The 17,251-nt window shown below is 75.9% G+C and carries 19 protein-coding genes; 7 read left to right on the top strand and 12 right to left on the bottom strand.

The window, feature by feature from the left end; genetic code table 11:
- From VGI02_RS19035 to VGI02_RS19025, 3 genes are all read right to left on the bottom strand, one after another.
- Positions 1 to 762, bottom strand: a 762-nt coding sequence (locus tag VGI02_RS19035; protein WP_331629718.1) for a TadA family conjugal transfer-associated ATPase, incomplete at its 3' end; no start/stop codon positions are given.
- 217 nt (positions 763 to 979) lie between these two features.
- A complete protein-coding gene (gene ssd / locus VGI02_RS19030; protein ID WP_331629716.1) occupies positions 980 to 2,068 on the bottom strand; it encodes a septum site-determining protein Ssd in 1,089 nt (362 codons plus the stop codon).
- 109 nt (positions 2,069 to 2,177) lie between these two features.
- Positions 2,178 to 2,918, bottom strand: coding sequence for an oxidoreductase (locus VGI02_RS19025; RefSeq protein WP_331629714.1), 741 nt, complete (start codon positions 2,916 to 2,918; stop codon positions 2,178 to 2,180).
- Positions 2,919 to 3,037: 119 nt separating this feature from the next.
- On the opposite strand from VGI02_RS19025, the gene arfB reads away from it, so the two are divergent.
- The 3 genes from arfB to VGI02_RS19010 all read left to right on the top strand — a co-directional run bounded on the left by arfB (position 3,038) and on the right by VGI02_RS19010 (position 5,033).
- Entirely contained in the window at positions 3,038 to 3,481 is a 444-nt protein-coding gene (arfB, locus tag VGI02_RS19020) for an alternative ribosome rescue aminoacyl-tRNA hydrolase ArfB (RefSeq protein ID WP_331629712.1), read from the top strand.
- A 170-nt stretch (positions 3,482 to 3,651) separates the two neighbouring features.
- Positions 3,652 to 4,092: a phage holin family protein gene (locus VGI02_RS19015; protein ID WP_331629710.1), complete on the top strand. Its 441-nt coding sequence runs from the start codon at positions 3,652 to 3,654 to the stop codon at positions 4,090 to 4,092.
- A 59-nt stretch (positions 4,093 to 4,151) separates the two neighbouring features.
- Positions 4,152 to 5,033, top strand: a complete 882-nt coding sequence (locus tag VGI02_RS19010; RefSeq protein WP_331629708.1) for an alpha/beta fold hydrolase — start codon at positions 4,152 to 4,154, stop codon at positions 5,031 to 5,033.
- Positions 5,034 to 5,084: 51 nt separating this feature from the next.
- Here VGI02_RS19010 and VGI02_RS19005 read toward each other — a convergent pair whose 3' ends face one another.
- The 4 genes from VGI02_RS19005 to nth are packed head-to-tail and all read right to left on the bottom strand — an operon-like array spanning position 5,085 to position 8,417.
- On the bottom strand, positions 5,085 to 6,284 hold the full coding sequence (locus VGI02_RS19005; protein ID WP_331629706.1) for a MarP family serine protease: 1,200 nt from the start codon (positions 6,282 to 6,284) through the stop codon (positions 5,085 to 5,087).
- The gene (locus VGI02_RS19000; RefSeq protein WP_331629704.1) at positions 6,281 to 7,000 is read right to left on the bottom strand and encodes an NUDIX hydrolase; all 720 of its coding nucleotides are present in this window, start codon (positions 6,998 to 7,000) and stop codon (positions 6,281 to 6,283) included. Before VGI02_RS19000 ends, VGI02_RS19005 begins: the two co-directional genes overlap by 4 nt.
- On the bottom strand, positions 6,997 to 7,644 hold the full coding sequence (locus VGI02_RS18995) for a TlpA family protein disulfide reductase (RefSeq protein ID WP_331629702.1): 648 nt from the start codon (positions 7,642 to 7,644) through the stop codon (positions 6,997 to 6,999). The genes VGI02_RS19000 and VGI02_RS18995 overlap by 4 nt, the downstream gene beginning before the upstream one ends.
- Positions 7,641 to 8,417 carry an endonuclease III gene (gene nth, locus VGI02_RS18990; protein ID WP_331629700.1) on the bottom strand — a complete coding sequence of 259 codons (777 nt, stop codon included), beginning with the start codon at positions 8,415 to 8,417 and terminating at the stop codon, positions 7,641 to 7,643. The genes VGI02_RS18995 and nth overlap by 4 nt, the downstream gene beginning before the upstream one ends.
- Before the next feature lie 150 nt (positions 8,418 to 8,567).
- Here nth and VGI02_RS18985 point away from each other — a divergent pair, with 150 nt between their 5' ends.
- Positions 8,568 to 8,846: a hypothetical protein gene (locus tag VGI02_RS18985; RefSeq protein ID WP_331629698.1), complete on the top strand. Its 279-nt coding sequence runs from the start codon at positions 8,568 to 8,570 to the stop codon at positions 8,844 to 8,846.
- A gap of 231 nt (positions 8,847 to 9,077) precedes the next feature.
- The gene (locus VGI02_RS18980) at positions 9,078 to 9,752 is read left to right on the top strand and encodes a Crp/Fnr family transcriptional regulator (RefSeq protein WP_230731653.1); all 675 of its coding nucleotides are present in this window, start codon (positions 9,078 to 9,080) and stop codon (positions 9,750 to 9,752) included.
- A 60-nt stretch (positions 9,753 to 9,812) separates the two neighbouring features.
- Here VGI02_RS18980 and VGI02_RS18975 read toward each other — a convergent pair whose 3' ends face one another.
- From VGI02_RS18975 to sp36, 5 genes are read right to left on the bottom strand one after another with little or no spacing between them, the layout of a single operon-like run.
- Positions 9,813 to 10,622: an MBL fold metallo-hydrolase gene (locus VGI02_RS18975; RefSeq protein ID WP_331629696.1), complete on the bottom strand. Its 810-nt coding sequence runs from the start codon at positions 10,620 to 10,622 to the stop codon at positions 9,813 to 9,815.
- 22 nt (positions 10,623 to 10,644) lie between these two features.
- Positions 10,645 to 13,461, bottom strand: coding sequence for a hypothetical protein (locus VGI02_RS18970; protein WP_331629694.1), 2,817 nt, complete (start codon positions 13,459 to 13,461; stop codon positions 10,645 to 10,647).
- A complete protein-coding gene (locus tag VGI02_RS18965; protein ID WP_331629692.1) occupies positions 13,454 to 14,218 on the bottom strand; it encodes a hypothetical protein in 765 nt (254 codons plus the stop codon). Before VGI02_RS18965 ends, VGI02_RS18970 begins: the two co-directional genes overlap by 8 nt.
- A gap of 50 nt (positions 14,219 to 14,268) precedes the next feature.
- Positions 14,269 to 14,727 carry a RidA family protein gene (locus tag VGI02_RS18960; RefSeq protein WP_331629690.1) on the bottom strand — a complete coding sequence of 153 codons (459 nt, stop codon included), beginning with the start codon at positions 14,725 to 14,727 and terminating at the stop codon, positions 14,269 to 14,271.
- Positions 14,724 to 14,885 carry a Sp36 family protein gene (gene sp36, locus VGI02_RS18955; protein ID WP_331629688.1) on the bottom strand — a complete coding sequence of 54 codons (162 nt, stop codon included), beginning with the start codon at positions 14,883 to 14,885 and terminating at the stop codon, positions 14,724 to 14,726. Before sp36 ends, VGI02_RS18960 begins: the two co-directional genes overlap by 4 nt.
- Positions 14,886 to 15,064: 179 nt before the next feature.
- Here sp36 and bagA point away from each other — a divergent pair, with 179 nt between their 5' ends.
- Both bagA and bagB read left to right on the top strand, forming a co-directional pair.
- On the top strand, positions 15,065 to 16,129 hold the full coding sequence (bagA, locus tag VGI02_RS18950) for an ATPase BagA (RefSeq protein WP_414638316.1): 1,065 nt from the start codon (positions 15,065 to 15,067) through the stop codon (positions 16,127 to 16,129).
- The coding region (gene bagB, locus VGI02_RS18945; protein WP_331629686.1) for an ArsA family ATPase at positions 16,119 to 17,251 on the top strand (1,133 nt) is incomplete at its 3' end. The genes bagA and bagB, both read left to right, overlap by 11 nt.

The raw sequence follows: 17,251 nt of genomic DNA, 5'->3' as shown, positions 1-17,251 counted from the left end.
CAGCACGGTGCCCGCGCCCTCGACGTTCGCGGGACGGGAGACCAGCCGGACCACGTGGGGGTGGTTCGGGCGCAGCTCCTCGGCGTCCTCCACCACCACCAGGCGTTCGTGGGGCGGGACCCGGGCCAGCAACGCCGAGAGCACCGTCGTCTTGCCCGAACCGGTGCCTCCCACCACGAGGAACGCGAGCCGGGCGGTGACCAGCGCCTCGAGCAGCGCACGCCCGGTGGCGTCGATCGTCCCGCCCGCCTCGAGGGCGTCGAGGTCGTGCCGGGCCGGGCGGAGCACCCGCAGCGAGACGCACGTCCCGTCGGCGGCCACCGGGGGCAGCACGGCGTGCAGGCGCACCCCGCTCCCGGGGAGGCGGGCATCGACGTAGGGGCTCGCGTCGTCCAGCCGGCGGCCGGCCGCAGCCGCCAGCCGTTGGGCCAGCCGCCGGACCGCGTCCTCGTCCGCGAACGTCACCGCGGCACGCTCGAGGCCCGCCCCGCGGTCGACCCACACCGCGTCCGGGGCGGTGACCAGCACGTCGGAGGTCGCCGGGTCACGCAGCAGCGGCTCCAGCGGCCCCGCGCCGACGAACTCCCGTTGCAGCGCGCGGACCGCGGCGAGCACGTCGGCGTCGCCGACCACGCCCCGTGCCTCCGCCCGCACCGCCGCCGCGAGCTCGGCGACCCCCGCCTCCCCGCCCGCGCTCGCCAGCCGCGTGCGGACCCGCTCCACGAGATCGCCGACCTCGCCGGTCCCCGCCTCGACCGCCATCCCCGCCACCGCCCTCCGTCTCGTGACGGCGACGACGCTCCCCGACCGGTGCCCCGATCTCCGAGGACGAGCCCGCGACCTGTGGACAACCCGGGCCCCCGGTGCCGGCTGGGGACGACCGTTGCGCCGAACGGCGCAGGCCTGGCCCACCGCCGTCTCCCGCGCACGACGGCGACCCGGCCCACCGCACGGGTGGGCCGGGTCGCGTTCCCGCCGCTCAGGCCGCCGCGGGGCGCCCACCGAGGAGCTGGTCGAGCGCGTCCAGGACCGCGCCCGCGGCCTCCGCGAGGGGCCCGCGGCGCACGCCGGGCACTGCGCCGCGGTCGAGCGACGCCGCCAGGCCGGGCTCGGCGTCGATCGAGACGAGGACGTCGAGACCGAGGGCTTCCGCCACGTCGTCGCCCACCAGGCCACCGGGAGAGGGCCCGCGCACCACCACCGCCACCGTCGCGCCCCGATCAGCCGCCTGCCGGGCCACCCGGGAGGCCGCCGCCGTCGCCCGGACCTCGGCGGGCACCACGACCACCGTCAGGTCGGAGGCGTCCAGCACCGCGGCGGCCGCGTCGGTCAGGTGGCGGGGCAGGTCGCACACCACCGTGTCGCCCGCGCGGCGACCCGCCTCGACCACGGCCCGCGCGGCCTCGGGTGCCGGACCCGGGCCGTGCCGGTCGCACGAGAGCACCGTGAGCGCCGGCGCCCCGTCCTCCGCCGCGGGGAGGGCCTCGTGCAGTGACGACGCGGCGACCCGTCCCCCGCCGAGCGCGAGGCCCGGCCAGCGCAGCCCCTCCACCTGCTCGGCACCGACCACGAGGTCGAGGCCGCCACCGAGCGGGTCGCAGTCCACGAGCAGCACCCGGGCGCCCTCGTCGTGGGCCCGCACCGCCACCGCTGCCGCGAGCACGGACGCACCGGCGCCGCCACGGCCGCCGATCACCGACACGACCCGCCCGTCACCCGTCGAGGACTCCTCGACGGTGTCCGAGAGCGCCGCGACCAGCCAGTCCTCCCCCTCCGGCAGCGACACGACGTGCTCGGCGCCGACGGCGACCGCCCGCTCCCAGACGCTGCCCGGCGGATCACCCCGGCACAGCACCACCACGCCGTCGCGGCGCCCGAGCCGCACCCCGGCGACCGCCCGCGCCGCGGCCTCGTCGAGCAGCACCATCGCCGCGCCCGGCCATCGTCGCCGCAGCGCGGCCGCGTCCGGCACCCGCTCCAGCTCGCATCCCGCCGCGGCCGAGACGCGGACCACCTCGTCCAGGAGGTCCTCGTCGTCGCAGCACACCGTCACCCGTCGTCCGTCCACACGCGGGAGGGTCGCGCCGTCGAGCGCTCACGGGGCAGTCGCGGGCGCGCCCCTGGGGACGGACGGGCCCGACGGTGCCGGTGGGGATCGCGCGCTCGTCCGAACGGCGTCAGCCCGCGGCGTCCGCGATCCCGGTGGCCTCCTTCGCGCCGGTGCGCCACGCGGTGACGCAGTGCGAGAACCACTGGGCGAGACCCTCGTGGGTGCCGGACGCGAACGCCTGCGCGGCCGTGGAGTACTCCGTCGAGGCGCGCAGGTGGCCGACCTCGGGGACCGCCAGACCCTTGGGGTCGAGGCCCGTCGAGATGGCCGTCAGCCGGGCGGCCGCCCGCGCGACGACGCCGTTCGCGACGAAGAACGGCGACAGCGCCAGCAGTTCCCCGTGCACGACGCCGACCAGGACCGGTCCCGGGACGGACGTACCGCCGACGACGAGGCCCGCGAGCGCGTCCAGGCGCGTCGACACCCAGGCGCCGGGTCGGGGCCGTCCGAGGTCGGACTCCGGCATCCGGTCGGTCGCCGCGAGGACGTGCAGCCGGGCGAGCGCCTGCAGCGGGGCGCGGCGCCACGTGGGGAGCAGCCCGCCGAGCGCCTCCGCCACGCGCAGCGCCCCGGCCAGTGTCGGGTCGGTGACGGGACCGTCCTCGGGCAGGTCCGCACTGCCGCCGTCGAGCGCGGCCGAGGCGCGGGCCGCGCGTGTGCCGGCCTCCGCGGCGGTCGTCGGCCAGCCGCGGCGGTTCGTGCGGTGCGCGTGGACGGCATCGACGTGCCTGCGCACGGACTCCGCGCCCTCGGCCACACCGGGCAGGTCGAGCAGCGGTGCGAGCGGATCGGTGGTCGCGGCGGTCATGCGCCCATGGTCCCAGGTGGCCTGCGAGCCCGTGAGAGCCGGAAAACTGACGTCCAGTGTCTGGAACGAGACTTTTCTGACGTGGCCGACCCGCTCGACACCGCAGGGACACTGGAGGGATGGACGACCACGACGACCCGGCCGGGGACCTGCGGGTCTCCGACGACGTCGTGCTGCCCGCGACCGCCCTGACCTGGCGGTTCTCCCGCTCGTCCGGGCCGGGCGGGCAAGGCGTGAACACCGCCGACTCCCGCGTCGAGCTCCTCGTCGACCTCGCCGACGCGCCCGGCATCCCCGACGAGGCCCGCGAGCGTCTCCTCGCCCGTGTCCCTCGTCTCCTCGGCGGCCGGGTGCTGCACGTCACGGCCTCCGAGCACCGGTCCCAACGCCGCAACCGGGAGGCCGCGCGACGGCGCCTCGCGGCCCTCCTGCGCGAGGCCCTCGCCCCGGATCCGCCCACCCGGAAGGCTCGTCGTCCCAGCCGGGGCGCGAAGCGGCGACGGCTCGAGGACAAGCGCAGGCACTCCGACCGCAAGGCCCTGCGCCGGTCTCCGAGCGAGTGACACGCCCCTGCGGGGAGGACTGACTCCGTCGTTGATCGGGAAGACACGGCACGACCGCACGTGTCACGACTCGGTCACGCCTCGGTCGTGGCACGATGTGCCCCCTCTCGACCCGACCCCGCCAGGAGGGCCCGTTGACCTCGCCGTCGTCCCCCGGAGGACCCCCTGTGGTGCCTTCGATCCCGCTCAACGCCGAACCGGTGCGCACCAGCGGCGACGCGTCCGTCGGGTCGCTGGTCAAGGAGGTGACCACGCACGTCTCCACGTTGGTGCGTGCGGAGGTCGAACTGGCCAAGCAGGAGGTCACCGCCGAGGTGAAGAAGGGGGTGCAGGGGAGCATCTTCTTCGTGCTGGCGGCCGTCATCGCGCTGTTCAGCCTCTTCTACTTCTTCTTCGCCGTCGCCGAGGCGTTCAACCTCATCTGGCCGAGCCAGCAGTGGGCCGGTTACGCGGTGACCTTCGCGATCATGCTGATCACCGCGGGCATCGCCGGGCTCCTCGGCTACCTCAAGGTCCGCAAGATCAAGGCGCCCGAGCGGACCATCGAGACGGCCCGCGAGTCGGTCGAGGCCCTGCGCCGCGGCCGCTCCGACGCCTCGCCGTCGGCCTGAGCCACCCGCACCTCGAGAACGACCCGGCGACGCTGGCCGGGCCGTGGCGGCACCGCGCGGTGTCCGCCAACGGCATCCGGCTGCACGTCGCCGAGTGCGGCCCGTCGGCTCCCGGTCGCGACCCGGTCCTGCTGCTCCACGGCTTCCCGGAGTTCTGGTGGTCCTGGCGCCACCAGCTGACGGCACTCGGGGCCGAGGGGCACCACGTCGTCGCGCCCGACCTCCGGGGCTACTGCGGCTCCGACCGGCCTCCCCGGGGCTACGACCTGTGGACGCTGGCCGGTGACGTCGCCGGGCTCGTCCGGGCCCTCGGGGCACGGCGGGCGACGATCGTCGGTGCCGGCTGGGGCGGGGCGATCGCCTGGACGGTGGCCGCCCTGCACCCGCGGGTGGTCTCCCGCCTCGCCGTCGTCGCGACCCCGCACCCCCTGGCGCTGCGCCGCGCGGTGCAGCACCGCCCCTGGCGTCATGCCGCTGCGCTGCGCGACGTCGCGTTCTTCCAGCTCCCCCGTCTCGCGGAGCGCTCACTGCGTCGCGACGGCGGCGCCCGGGCCGCTGAGCTGCTGGCGGCGGGCTCCGGGCCGGCGTGGCCCCAGGCGCCCGAGTTCGCGGGGGTCGCCGCCCATCACGCGGCCGCGATCCTGACCCCCCGCACCTCGCACTGCGCCCTCGAGTACTTCCGCTGGGCGGTGCGCTCCCAGGGTCGTCCCGACGGCGGGCGCTTCGCCCGCGCGATCGACCGGCGGATCGACGTGCCGGTCCTGACGCTGCACGGCGAGCACGACCCGTGGGTGCCCGCCCCGGTCGCGCGCGCCTCGGCCCGCTGGGCAGCGGACCACGAGTTCCTGACGGTGCCCGGGGTCGGTCACTTCCCGCACCAGGAGTCCCCGCGCCACGTCACGGAGGTGCTCCTCCGCCGCCTGGGTGCCTCCGGCCGGTGAGCACAAAAAGAAGCTATAGCCCCACATAGTGCTCACGAGCGCGGAGCGCACCTACGCCGCGCAGCTCCCCGTCGACACCCGGCTCGTCGCGCCCGGCGAGGCGTTCAGGGCCGCGCGGACCTGGTCGGCGGTGAGCACGAACCCGGTGTCGCCCTGGTCGACGGCCGCCCCGAACACGACGCCGATGACCTGGCCCTGCGGGTTCACCAGAGGGCCGCCGGAGTTCCCGGACCGCACCGTGCCGCGGATCGTGTAGACGTCGCGGGTGACCGTCGACGAGTCGTAGATGTCCGGGCCGCGCAGCTGGATCCGCTGACGGATCTTGGCCGGGCTCGACGAGAACGGCCCGTCGAGCGGATAGCCCAGCGCCACGGCGTTGTCCCCGGTCTGGGCGCCGGAGAAGTTGAACGGCAACGTGCGCGCCTCGAGCCCCGGCACCGCGAGGACCGCGACGTCGACCTGCTCGTCGTAGTAGACGACACGCGCCGACTCGGTGTCCGAGCCGCCGCCGGACTTGGGCACCTCGACCGACACCTCGCTCGTGCCGGCGACGACGTGGGCGTTCGTCATCACCCGCTCGTTCCCGATCACGAACCCGGTGCCCTCCAGCGCCCGGGAGCACGACGGCGCCTTACCGCGGATCTTGAGCACGCTCGACCGGGCTCGCGCCACGACGGGGTCGCGCACGAGAGCCGGCTCCGGCGCCGGGACCTCCGCCGTGCCGGGCGTGGAGGAGAACGGCGAGAGCACGTCGGGGAAGCCGGACGCGTCGAACATCGAGCGCAGCTCGTTGGGCAGCGCCCGGACCGGGGCGGGCATCACCGAGTCGACCGTCGAGAGCACGGTGGAGCTCCGCAATGCGGAGGACAGCGCGACGTTCGACGACGTCGCGAGCGGCAGCGCGATCAGCCACGCGACGACGAGCGCAGTGATGGCCTGCAGGATCGAGCCGAACGTCGAGTCGACGGTGCGGACGGCGTTGAGCCGCATCCGGTCACGCAGCGCGCGCCCCAGATAGACCCCGAGCGTCTCGCCCAGCGCCACCAGCGCGATGACGATCAGCACGCTGACGACGACGCGGCTGGTGTCGCCCTCGAACAGCCCGACCACCAGCGGCGCGATCTTCAGCCCCACCAGGGCGCCGCCGATGACGCCCAGGAAGGACAGCGCGGCGACCGCGAGCCCGTGCCGCCAGCCCGAGATGGCCGCGGCGAGCGCGAGCAGCACGACGACGATGTCGACCCAGCTCATCGGATCGCGTCTCCCTCACGGCGGCGGGCCGCCTCATTGTCTCCCCGACGGGCCCAGGCCTCGTCGAGGTCGCGGACGTCGGAGGTGTCCCAGGGAATCGTCCACCCCGCGAGGTCCAGGACCCAGGACAGCACTATGGCGGTGAACCCCCACACCAGGAGCCCGCGGACGGCGAACGCCGGCCCGAGGTAGCCGCCGGGGGAGGTGACGGTGAAGCGGCGGTCCGGGTCGGTGAGCTCGGCGAGCGGGACCCGGACGACGGCGGCCGCCTCGGCCGGGTCGACCACGCCGACCGCGACGGGACGGGCCCAGTGCGCGACGACGGGCGTGACGGCGAACCCGGTGACCGGGATCGTCAGCGCAGGCAGCGTCGCGAGCGGGACGATGCCCGCCGGGTCGGCCCCGGTCTCCTCCCAGGTCTCGCGCAGGGCGGCGGTGACCTTGGCGTCGAGCCCCTCGCCGTCGCCGGGCTCCAGCCCGCCGCCGGGGAACGCGACCTGGCCCGCGTGGTCGCGCATGTCGGGGGCGCGCTCGGTGAGCAGCACGTCCGGCCCCGCGTCCGTCTCACCGAAGAGCAGCAGGACGGCGGCCTCGCGGGCCGGGTCCGCGCCCGGGCGTCGCCGGAACGGGACGTCGTCCTCGGTGGCCCGCCCGCACCCGGCGACGAGGGGCGCGAGCCACGGCGGCGCCTCCCGCGGGCGCAGCAGGCCGGTCACCCCTGCGCCTTGGCCAGGGCACCGTCGACCGCGGCGCGCACCTGCGCGGGCGAGGCGAACACCTGGGCGGACAGCGGGACGACGGTGCCGTCGGGCCGCACGACGACGCTGGCCGGGAGCACCGGCGCCGCCCCGAGGCGGCGCCCGACGGTCTGGCCCGGGTCGGACACCGACGGGTAGCGGGCACCGAGCTGGCCGAGGAGCGCGAGCGCGTCGGCCGGGTCGTCGGCGACGTCGACCCCGAGCACCGCGGCCGCCCCGGGCTCGGCCGCGTAGGCGGTGATCGCCGGGATCTCCTCGCGGCAGGGTCCGCACCAGGAGGCCCACAGGTTGACCAGAGTCGTCCGCCCGGTCAGCGCGGACCCGAGGTCGGTCCGGCCGGGGGCACCGAGGCAGTCGAGGGTCAGGCCGGCGAGCGGTGCCCCGGCGGCCGGGGCGCCCGCCGTCGGGGTCGGGCAGGGCTCGAGCGCGGCGCGGGCGCGGGCGTCGGCGAGCTCGGTGGGGTCGCTGCGCACGGTGGGGGCCGCCGCGGGCACGGGCTGCGGCGCGGACCCGCCGTCCGAGTCCCGCGGCCACAGGGCGATGACCCCGACGATCACCAGGACCACCACGAGCAGGGTCGATCCGACCTCCGTGCGCGTCACCGCTCGAGACCGACGAGGGCCAGGAGGTGATCGGCCTCCGGACCCTTCACCAGCTTGGCGGCCTTCACCGGGTCGTTCTCGCCGATCCCGGCCGACGGGCAGTCCTTCGCGAGCGAGCAGGCGCCGCACGCCGGCTTCTTCGCGTGGCACACCCGGCGCCCGTGGAAGATCACGCGGTGGGACAGCATCGTCCAGTCCTTGCGCTCGATGAGCGCGCCGACCTGCTTCTCCACCTCCACCGGATCCTCCGAGTCGGTCCACGCCCACCGGCGGGTGAGGCGGCCGAAGTGGGTGTCGACGGTGATCCCGGGGACGCCGAACGCGTTACCCAGCACGACGTTGGCGGTCTTGCGCCCGACGCCGGGGAGCGTGACGAGATCCTTCAGGCGACCGGGCACCTCCCCGCCGAACTTCTCCACGAGCGCGGCACCCAGGGACATCACCGAGTTCGTCTTCGCCCGGTAGAAGCCGGTCGGGCGGAGGATCTCCTCCATCTCGGTGCGGTCCGCGCCCGCGTAGGCCGCCGCGTCCTGGTACCGCGCGAACAGGGCCGGGGTCACGCGGTTGACGGTGACATCGGTGGTCTGGGCGGAGAGGACCGTCGCGACCAGCAGCTCGAGCGGGCTGGTGAAGTCGAGCTCGCAGTGGGCGTCGGTGTGCGCCTCGGCGAGCGCCCGGTGCATGCGCCGGGCCCGGCGCACGAGCCCGAGGCGCGTCTCGCCCGGTTTCGCACCGGTCGCTCCGCCGCTGCGAGTCGTGGCCCCCGAGGTCATCCGTCCAGGGTAATGAACGGGGCGAGCGGAGCGACGGGGCATGGGGAACACCGGGCGAGCGGAGCGACGGGGCATGGGTGGAGGTCCCGACACGCCCGGACGACCCCGGTGGTCGCCGCTTCGCGCGCGTGCGGGAGCATCCCTCTCACCATGACCGCCTGGATCGCCGTCCTCATCCCCCTGCTCATCATGGTCTTCGCCCTGGGCATGGAACGCCTGGAGACGAGACTGCGCGCGGGCACCGTCCGTGAGGACGAGGTCGAGGATTTCCTCGAGCGCGCGCGCCCCGACGAGGTCAAGGCCCTGTTCCGACAGGGCATCGGCGGGGCCCTGCAGATGTTCCGGCTGCGCAACCTGGGCAAGCGCGGGGGTGGGTCGAAGCGCGGGCGCGGGACGGCACCGACCCCGCGCGACTCCACGAGTGTCTGACGCTCACCCAGCGGCGTCATATATGCCGGGTAAGATCGTCCAAACGGGGGATGCTGCTCGCGGATGGCGACCATGGGGGCTAGACCCGGGGGTCGCGTCAGGCGCGTGCAGCGTGATCATGGCGTCGCACACGACTAGACTTTGTGAAAGACGTGACTGGTGACACAGTGCGGCGCGAGGCCATCGAGCCTCGGACCGTACGGGGTCGGACGAGTCGGCGAGGAGCGGACGGTGGACGAGGTACTGGCCCGCGCGGGGATCTTCCAGGGCGTGGATCCGGCCGCGATCGAAGTGTTGACGGAATCTCTCGACCGCGTCGAGTTCCCCCGTGGCACCGTCATCTTCAACGAGGGCGAACCGGGTGACCGGCTGTTCATCGTGCAGAGCGGAAAGGTCAAGATCGGACGGCGGTCCCCGGACGGCCGGGAGAACCTCCTCTCGATCTTCGGCCCCTCCGACATGTTCGGTGAGCTGTCGATCTTCGACCCCGGTCCCCGGACGTCGACCGCCACGTGTGTGACGGACGTGCGCGCTTACTCGATGGACCGCACCGCACTCAAGGAGTGGATCTCCCAGCGCCCGGAGATCGCGGAGCAGCTGCTGCGCGTCGTCGCCCGTCGGCTGCGCCGCACCAACAACCTGCTCGCGGACCTCATCTTCACCGATGTGCCGGGTCGCGTGGCCAAGGCGCTGCTGCAGCTCGCGCAGCGCTTCGGCTCGCAGGAGGCCGGCCTGCTGCGGGTCACGCACGACCTCACGCAGGAGGAGATCGCCCAGCTCGTGGGCGCCTCGCGCGAGACGGTGAACAAGGCGCTCGCCGACTTCGCCGCCCGCGGCTGGCTGCGCCTCGAGGGCAAGAGCGTCCTCATCCTGGAGCCGGACCGCCTGGCGCGTCGCGCCCGCTAGTCGTCCCGATCGAAGGGGTCCCTCGCTCGGACAGCCGGGCGAGGGGCCCTTCGTCGGCCGTCAGCCGTGCTCGCGCAGGTACTCCAGCTGCGCGGCGACCGAGATGTCGGCGGCGGGCCACAGGGACTCGTCGACGTCCGCGTAGACGACCTCGACGACCTGGCGCGGCGTCGCGTCCTCCCCGAGCCTGCCCAGCGCCGCCCGCACCTGCGCCAGGCGCTGTTCGCGGTGGGCGAGGTAGTCGCGCGCGGTCTGCGGGGCGTCCGCGAGGTCGGGTCCGTGCCCGGGGAGCAGAGCGGTCCCCGCCGGGAGCGCGGCGAGCCGCTGCAGGGAGCTCAGGTAGTCCCCCAGGGCGCCGTGGTGGTCGCCGAGCACGGTCGTGCCACGCCCGAGCACGGTGTCGCCGGTCAGCACGCTGCCGTCGCCGTCGACGACGAAGCAGAGCGAGTCGGTCGTGTGCCCCGGCGTCGCCACGACGCGGATGTCGAGGCCCGCCGCGCCGACGGCCTCCCCCACGCCCAGGCCTTCCGCGCCCAGGCACAGCAGCGGGTCGAGCGCGCGGACCGGCGCCCCCGTCCGCTCCGAGAACGCGCGCGCGCTCTCGCTGTGATCGAGGTGGTGGTGGGTCAGCAGGATCAGCTCGACCGGCCCCTGGTCCACCAGCTGCGCGAGGTGCCGCGGATCGTCGGGACCCGGGTCGACGACGACGCACCCCCGCTGACCGGGCGCGCGCAGCACCCAGCTGTTGGTGCCGTCGAGGGTCATCCCGGACGGGTTGTCCGCGAGCACCACGCCCGCGGCCGCCGTCACGGGGCGCAGCGTCTCGTAGGCGGGGTGCTCGGGCCGTGCGGACTCGGACGGGTCGGTCACGCCCGGACCCTAACGGCGTCGCTCAGGCGCCCGTGTCGTCCGGGTTCCCCGGCAGTCCGTGGCCGTTGACCCGGCCACCCGGCGGGGGTCCGGGGGGCGGGCCCGGACGCGGGCGACGTGACCCGCCCGGACCCGGCGCCGGCGGCTGCGGCGGGGCGGGCCGATCCGACGGGGGCGGCGGGCCGGCGAACGGGTCGGCACCCTCGGCCCGCTCACGCTGCGCGAGCTCCTCGTGGAGCCGGGCCAGCAGCTCGCGCTCCCGGTCGGAGAGCTGGGCGACCGAGTCGTCGAGGTCCGGCGACCACGCGGCCGTGCTCTCCGCCTCAGGCGGACGGCCGGGTCCGCCGTCCGCGGCCGGGGACCATCCCGGCGCTTCGGAGGGCCAGCCCGCGCCGTCCGCGGCCGCCCACGGCGGCGCGACGTCCCCGGGGTCTCCGGGCCGCCTCGGCCCGGGACCGTTCCCGACGGGGCCGGGGACTGGGCCCCCCGGAATGCCCGCCGGTGGCCCGGCGGCGGGATGCCCGACGGCGGGCGGTCCGGCGGGCGGCGGTCCCGCGGGCGGTCCGGCGTGGGGCCGCCCGGCATGCGGCGGTCCCGCATGGGGCGGTGGGCCGGCAGCCCCGGCGTACGGCGGCGGACCCCCGGGACCGGCCGGTCCGGCCCAGGCCACCGGGCCGGTGGCCGGCTCCTCGTGGGGCCCGCCCGCGGTGGGCTCGTGCCGGTGGCCGTTCGTGCCGAGAGTGACCGGCTCGTCGTCGGGCACCGCGGGGACCGGACCGTGCCGGTGACCGTTGGTCCCGAACGTCACCGGCTCCTCGCCGATCTCCACGGGCGAGGCGAACAGCGTGTCCGGGCCGGGTCCGGGGTCGCCGGTCACCGGGCCGCCCGGCCAGGCGGGTCCGGCGCCGGCGCCGAAGCGGGCGTCGTGCCCATAGCGTGCGGGGTCGGGGTCCGCCTCGGGCGGCGCGTCCCCGTCGCGGGCGCGGCTGTGACGGGCGCGCTGCACCTGCGCGGTGTCGGGGTCCGACCCGTCGTCGGCGACGGGCGCGCCCGTCTGCGGCTCCGCACTGTCCAGGCTCGCGGTGTCGGCGATCCCGTCGACGGGCTCCTCCGGGTCGACCCGGTGCCCGTTGGTGCGCGACCCCGAGCTCGGCGACCGGGACGACGAGGTGCCCGGGTCGGGAGCCGCGGGGAGCCCGTGGCGCCCGCTGGGCGTCCCGTCGTCGTTCCCGGACTCCGCGTCGACCTCCGCGGCGATGCCGTGCGGGGCGACGTGCTCGCCGTCGGGCTCGAGGCGGGTGGGCTCGAGCGACTCGTCCGGCAGCGGGGCCGAGAAGTCCTCCGGCGCGGGCCGGGCCCACAGCGCGGCGATGCGGCGAGCGGTCGAGGAGAGGTCGTCGTCGATCGAGGTCTCCGGCGGTGTCTCCGGGACGGCAGGCTCAACCCGCTCCTCGCGCTCGACGGCCACCGCGGGCAGGCCCGCCGTACCGGCGTCGACCGGGTCCTCGGCACCGGCGGGATCGTCGAGATCCGCGAGATCGGGCTCCTCCTCGTCCGGGTACGGACGGTCTCCGGTCGGCGGCGTCATGGTCGTGCTCGTGGCCGGGCGGGCGGTGTCGGAGTCGGCCACGGTCCGCCAGGTCTCGTCGTCGTCGACGGCGCCGAACCGCGGCGGGGCCGGCCGCTCCGCAGGCGGGGCAGGCGCGGTCGTAACGCTCGGGCCCGCCACGGCGCCGTCGGCGACGAGCGGGCGGGCGGCCGCGAGCGCCTCGCGGTGGTAGGCGGGCAGGGCGGCGCCCGAGGGGAACACCTCGACCGACGTGTCGTCGAGGGAGCGGGCGGCGTGGGCGAGGTGGTGCACGACGTGGTCGCAGTCGTCCGGTCCGGCCGTCTCCACGAGGACCACCCGGTGCGGGACGGGCCCGGGAGCCGACCCCGCGGGCGTGACGCGCCAGCTCTCGCGCACCGCCACCACCCCCGGCAACCGCCGCGCGGCCCGGGCCAGCGGCAGGCCGGGCACACGGTCCGCCGCCGTCGGGGCGAACCGGTGCACCGAGCGGCTCAGCGCCCCGGAGTCGGCCGGGAGCAGTGCCAGCAGGTCGGGGTCGACCCGCGCGGCCGTGAACCAGGGCCGCAGCACCGAGCGCTCCCCGGGGGTCAGCCCGACCCCGCCGGCGAGCAGACAACCGCCGAGCAGTTCGGCGGCCTCGGCGTCGTCCTCGGCGGCGACCATCTCGCGGACCGAGGTGAGCGCGTCGTCGTCGAGGCGCCCGGCGAGGCCGAGCAGGACGTCGTGCAGGCGTCCGCCCGACGGCGGGCCGTCACCGTGGCCCGCGCGGGACGGCAACGGTGCTTCCGGCCCCGCGTGGCTCTCGGACCCGGCGTGCGTGTCGCCCGCGCGCGGGCCACCGGAATCGGCGGCCCCGTCGCGCACGACCGGAACCCCGGCGGCCGGCCGGGTCGGCTCGGCGGCCACCACGGGCTCGGGCTCGGGGGTCGGGGGCGTCGTGTCGGCGGCCGGCAGCGGCTCGGCGACAGGGGCGGGCGGCGGCGTCTCGGCAGCCAGCACGGGCTCGGCGACGGGAGCCGCCGGTCGGGTCGGCTCGGCGGCCACCACGGGCCCGGGGTCCGCGATCGCCGCGGGGCCCACCAGGTCGGCGACCACCGGAGCGTCGTTGTCGGAGCCGACGACCGGGAGGTCCCCGTCGACGGCGCGACGCCGCTGCTCCGCGACGCGCCGCCAGGCGGCGAGGGCCACCGGGTCACGCCCGCCGCCGCCGCGGGTCCGGGGGGCGGGGGGACGCGGTCCGTCGGGCTGCGGGGTACCGGGCTCAGCCATGACGCACCAGTTCCGGGGGTGAGGGGACGACCCCGGATCGCGGGCCGGGGAGACCGGGGCTCCGCTCCGGGGCGGAGGCGGACACCGAGGCCGGGGCCCCGGCGCGCCAGAGGACGTCGGACGCGGCCAGCGCCGCGCGGTGGTAGCTGGTGGTGACGGTTCCCGCGCCGATGACCTCGACGCCGGGGTCGGCGCCGCCGTGCGCGCGCAGCGCCCGCTGGACCGCACCGGTGAGGGCGGCCAGGTCGCCGGCGGCGCTCACGAGGACCACGCGCACCTCGCCGGCCGTCGGACCCGACCGCCAGGCACGTCGGACCTCGCCCACGTCACCGACGGTGGGGAGCAGGGCGCGCAGCACGAGGTCGGCGGCGTCCCAGGCGGAGCGGCCGGGCTCCGCGAACGTCACGGACGGTTCCGGGGCGGACTCCGCGTGCAGCACCGCGTCGACCAGACGCAGCGGGCCGCCCCAGGTCGTCACGGCCTCGCGCAGCAACACACGCTCGGTCTCGGTGACCCCGACCCGATGGCGCAGCAGCGTCCGCGGGAGGGCGGTGCGCAGCGCGACCGTCGCGTCGGCGGCGAGCCAGTCCCGCAGCCGCCACAGCGACCGGTCGGGCAGGCGGCCGGCGAGGGCGACGAGGAGGTCGTGGCCGGCACGGGTCGCGCCGCCGGGCCGCTCGTCACCGGCGCCGCGGGCCCCGTCGGACCGGTCGCCACCGAGCGGTGCCCCGTCGATGCCGGCACCCGTGATCGCCACGTCCGTACTCCCTCCGCCGTGAGCGTCGTCCGCTCACGCACCACCGAAGCTCACGCCAGGTCGACGACGACCTCAACCTCGACCGGGGCACCCAGCGGCAGCGCCGCCACCCCGATCGCCGAGCGGGCGTGTTCGCCCGCCGAGCCGAAGACGTCACCCATGAGCTCCGACGCGCCGTTCACCACCTGGGGCTGCCCGCCGAACCCGGGGGCCGAGGCCACGAACCCGACGATCTTGGCGACCGAGACGACCGCGTCCAGCCCGACCAGGGCGTCGATCGCCGCGAGCGCGTTGAGCGCGGCGATGCGGGCGTAGGCCTTGGCGTCGTCGACCGAGACGTCCGTCCCGACCAGCCCCGTCGCCGGCAGCTCTCCGCCGACGAGCGGGAGCTGACCGGACGTCCAGACCTGGGCGCCGACCTTCTTGGCGGGCACGTAGATGCCCTTCGGCGGCGCGACCGGCGGGAGCTCGACCCCGAGCTCGGCCAGGCGTGCCGTGGGGGACGTCACGACAGGGGTCGCTTGAGGTAGGCGACGTGCTGCTCACCGGTCGGGCCGGGGAGGACGGTGACGAGCTCCCAGCCGTCCACGCCCCACTGATCCAGGATCTGCTTCGTCGCGTGGGTCAGCAGGGGGACGGTCGCGTATTCCCACGTCTGCGCACTCATGGCCGCCGAGGGTAGATGTCGCCTCCGGCGGGCCCGGCTCCGGCCCGGACGCCCGCGTACCCCCTCACACCTGCGGCAACGTCGTGCGCACGCACCGTGACCTGCCTGGGGACCTCAGTGTGACCGAGCCCTCCGGCCGGGGGCCACGGTCGCGAGGCCGCGGTCCTACGCTGGTCGCCGTGAGCAACCAGCGCCGGTCGGCCAGTGTCGGCGTCCTCGACGACGGGGGCGTGGAACGCTGGCCCGAATCCCTCGCCGCCGCCCGACTCCACGTCGTGACGGGCAAGGGCGGTACGGGCAAGTCGACCCTCGCGGCGGCGCTCGCGCTGGCCCTCGCGGCCGACGGCGGGCGCACACTGCTCGTCGAGGTCGAGGGCCGCCAGGGCATCGCCCAGCTCTTCGACACCCCACCGCTGCCCTACTCCGAGCAGCGGATCGCGGTGGCCCCCGACGGCGGCGAGGTCCGCGGCCTCGCCGTCGACGCCGAGGAGGCCCTGCTCGAGTACCTCGAGATGTTCTACAACCTCGGGCTCGCCGGCCGGACCCTGCGCCGCATGGGCGCGGTGGAGTTCGCGACGACGCTCGCCCCGGGCCTGCGCGACGTGCTGCTCACCGGGAAGGTCAAGGAGTGCGTCGGGCGCACCGTCGGTGACGACCGCCGCTCCCGCGGGTCGCGCCAGCCGCTCTACGACGCCGTGATCCTCGACGCGCCGCCCACCGGCCGCGTCGTGAAGTTCCTCGACGTCACCAAGGCGATGGGCTCGCTCGCGCGGACCGGTCCGATCCGCACGCAGAGCGAGGGCGTCGTCGGGCTGCTGCACTCGCAGCAGACGGTCGTGCACGTCGTGACCCAGCTCGAGGACCTCCCGGTGCAGGAGACCCTCGACACCGTCGAGGAGCTGACGGACGCGAACCTCCCGCCCGGCGCGGTCATGATCAACCGGGTCCGCCCCGCACGCCTGCCCGTACCCGCCGAGGGCGGACAGCCCGTCGACGACCGCGGGCTGCGCGCCGGCCTCGAGGCCGCGGGGCTCTTCCTCAAGGACGAGGAGATGGACGGACTGCTCACCGAGGTCGACGAGCACACCGAGCGGCTCGCGGTCGAGGCGGGCGTGCGGTCGCGCCTCGACGCGGCCGGGATGCCGCAGGTCGAGCTCCCCGAGCTCGCCGACGGCGTCGACCTGGGCGGGCTCTACGAGCTCGCCGAGCTGCTGCGCGAGCAGGGAGTGCGCCATGGCCACTGAGCCGACCGGCACCGCCCCGACCGGGCGCTTCCGCCGCCCGGAGCACCTCGACCTGGACACGCTGATCGACGACCGCGCGACCCGCGTGCTCGTCTGCTGCGGGTCCGGTGGGGTCGGCAAGACGACGACCGCGGCAGCGCTCGGGCTGCGGGCCGCGGCGCGTGGGCGCCGGGTCGTCGTGCTCACGATCGACCCGGCGAGGCGACTCGCACAGTCGATGGGCCTCGAGGAGCTCGACAACGAGCCCCGGGCGGTGCCCGACGCCGTCACCGGCGAGTCGGGCGGCGAGCTGCAGGCGATGATGCTCGACATGCGCCGGACCTTCGACGAGATGGTCTCGGGCCACGCCACGCCCGACCGCGCCCAGGCGATCTTCGACAATCCCTTCTACCAGACCATCTCCACGTCGTTCTCCGGGACGCAGGAGTACATGGCCATGGAGAAGCTGGGCCAGCTCGCCGCGACCGGCCGGTGGGACCTGATCATCGTCGACACCCCGCCGTCACGCTCCGCGCTGGACTTCCTCGACGCGCCGCAGCGGCTGTCGTCATTCCTCGACGGACGCATGATCCGGCTGCTCTCGGCCCCCGCGCGGGCCGGCGGGAGCGCGCTGCGCAAGATCGTCGGCTCGACCTTCAACCTGTTCGCGAAGGCCGTCTCGACGATCCTCGGCGGGCAGATGCTCTCGGACGCCTCGGCGTTCGTGCAGGCCTTCGACACGCTGTTCGGCGGGTTCCAGGAGCGCGCCAACGCCACGTACCAGCTGCTGCGCGCCCCGGGGACGTCCTTCGTCGTGGTGGCGTCGCCGGAGCCGGACGCGCTGCGTGAGGCCTCCTACTTCGTCGAGCGGCTCGGCACCGAGAAGATGCCGCTGGCCGGTCTGGTGCTCAACCGCACCCACCCGGTGCACGCCACGCTTTCCGGTGCGCGGGCCCGCGAGGGCGCCGAGACCCTCGAGGCGGCGCGTGGGGACGCGACGGCGGCGGCCGTGCTGCGCCTGCACGCCGACCGGGTCGAGACCGCCGAGCGCGAGCGCCGGGTCCTCGCCCGCTTCACCCGGGCGCACCCGAGCGTGCCGATCGTCGACGTGCCCGCGATGGCCACCGACGTGCACGACCTCGA

Source organism: Actinomycetospora sp. (assembly GCF_036497245.1).
Lineage (GTDB): Bacteria > Actinomycetota > Actinomycetes > Mycobacteriales > Pseudonocardiaceae > Actinomycetospora.
The sequence above is the reverse complement of the archived record's forward strand: the minus strand, read 5'-3'. Positions and strand labels throughout refer to the sequence as shown.

Excerpts from the sequence above, each read along its gene's own strand:
- VGI02_RS18985 (WP_331629698.1), top strand. The coding sequence starts at position 8,568 with ATGACCGCCTGGATCGCCGTCCTCATCCCCCTGCTCATCATGGTCTTC.
- sp36 (WP_331629688.1), bottom strand. The coding sequence starts at position 14,885 with ATGAGTGCGCAGACGTGGGAATACGCGACCGTCCCCCTGCTGACCCAC.
- VGI02_RS18970 (WP_331629694.1), bottom strand. The coding sequence starts at position 13,461 with ATGGCTGAGCCCGGTACCCCGCAGCCCGACGGACCGCGTCCCCCCGCC.
- nth (WP_331629700.1), bottom strand. The coding sequence starts at position 8,417 with ATGACCTCGGGGGCCACGACTCGCAGCGGCGGAGCGACCGGTGCGAAA.
- VGI02_RS19025 (WP_331629714.1), bottom strand. The coding sequence starts at position 2,918 with ATGACCGCCGCGACCACCGATCCGCTCGCACCGCTGCTCGACCTGCCC.
- arfB (WP_331629712.1), top strand. The coding sequence starts at position 3,038 with ATGGACGACCACGACGACCCGGCCGGGGACCTGCGGGTCTCCGACGAC.
- VGI02_RS19005 (WP_331629706.1), bottom strand. The coding sequence starts at position 6,284 with ATGAGCTGGGTCGACATCGTCGTCGTGCTGCTCGCGCTCGCCGCGGCC.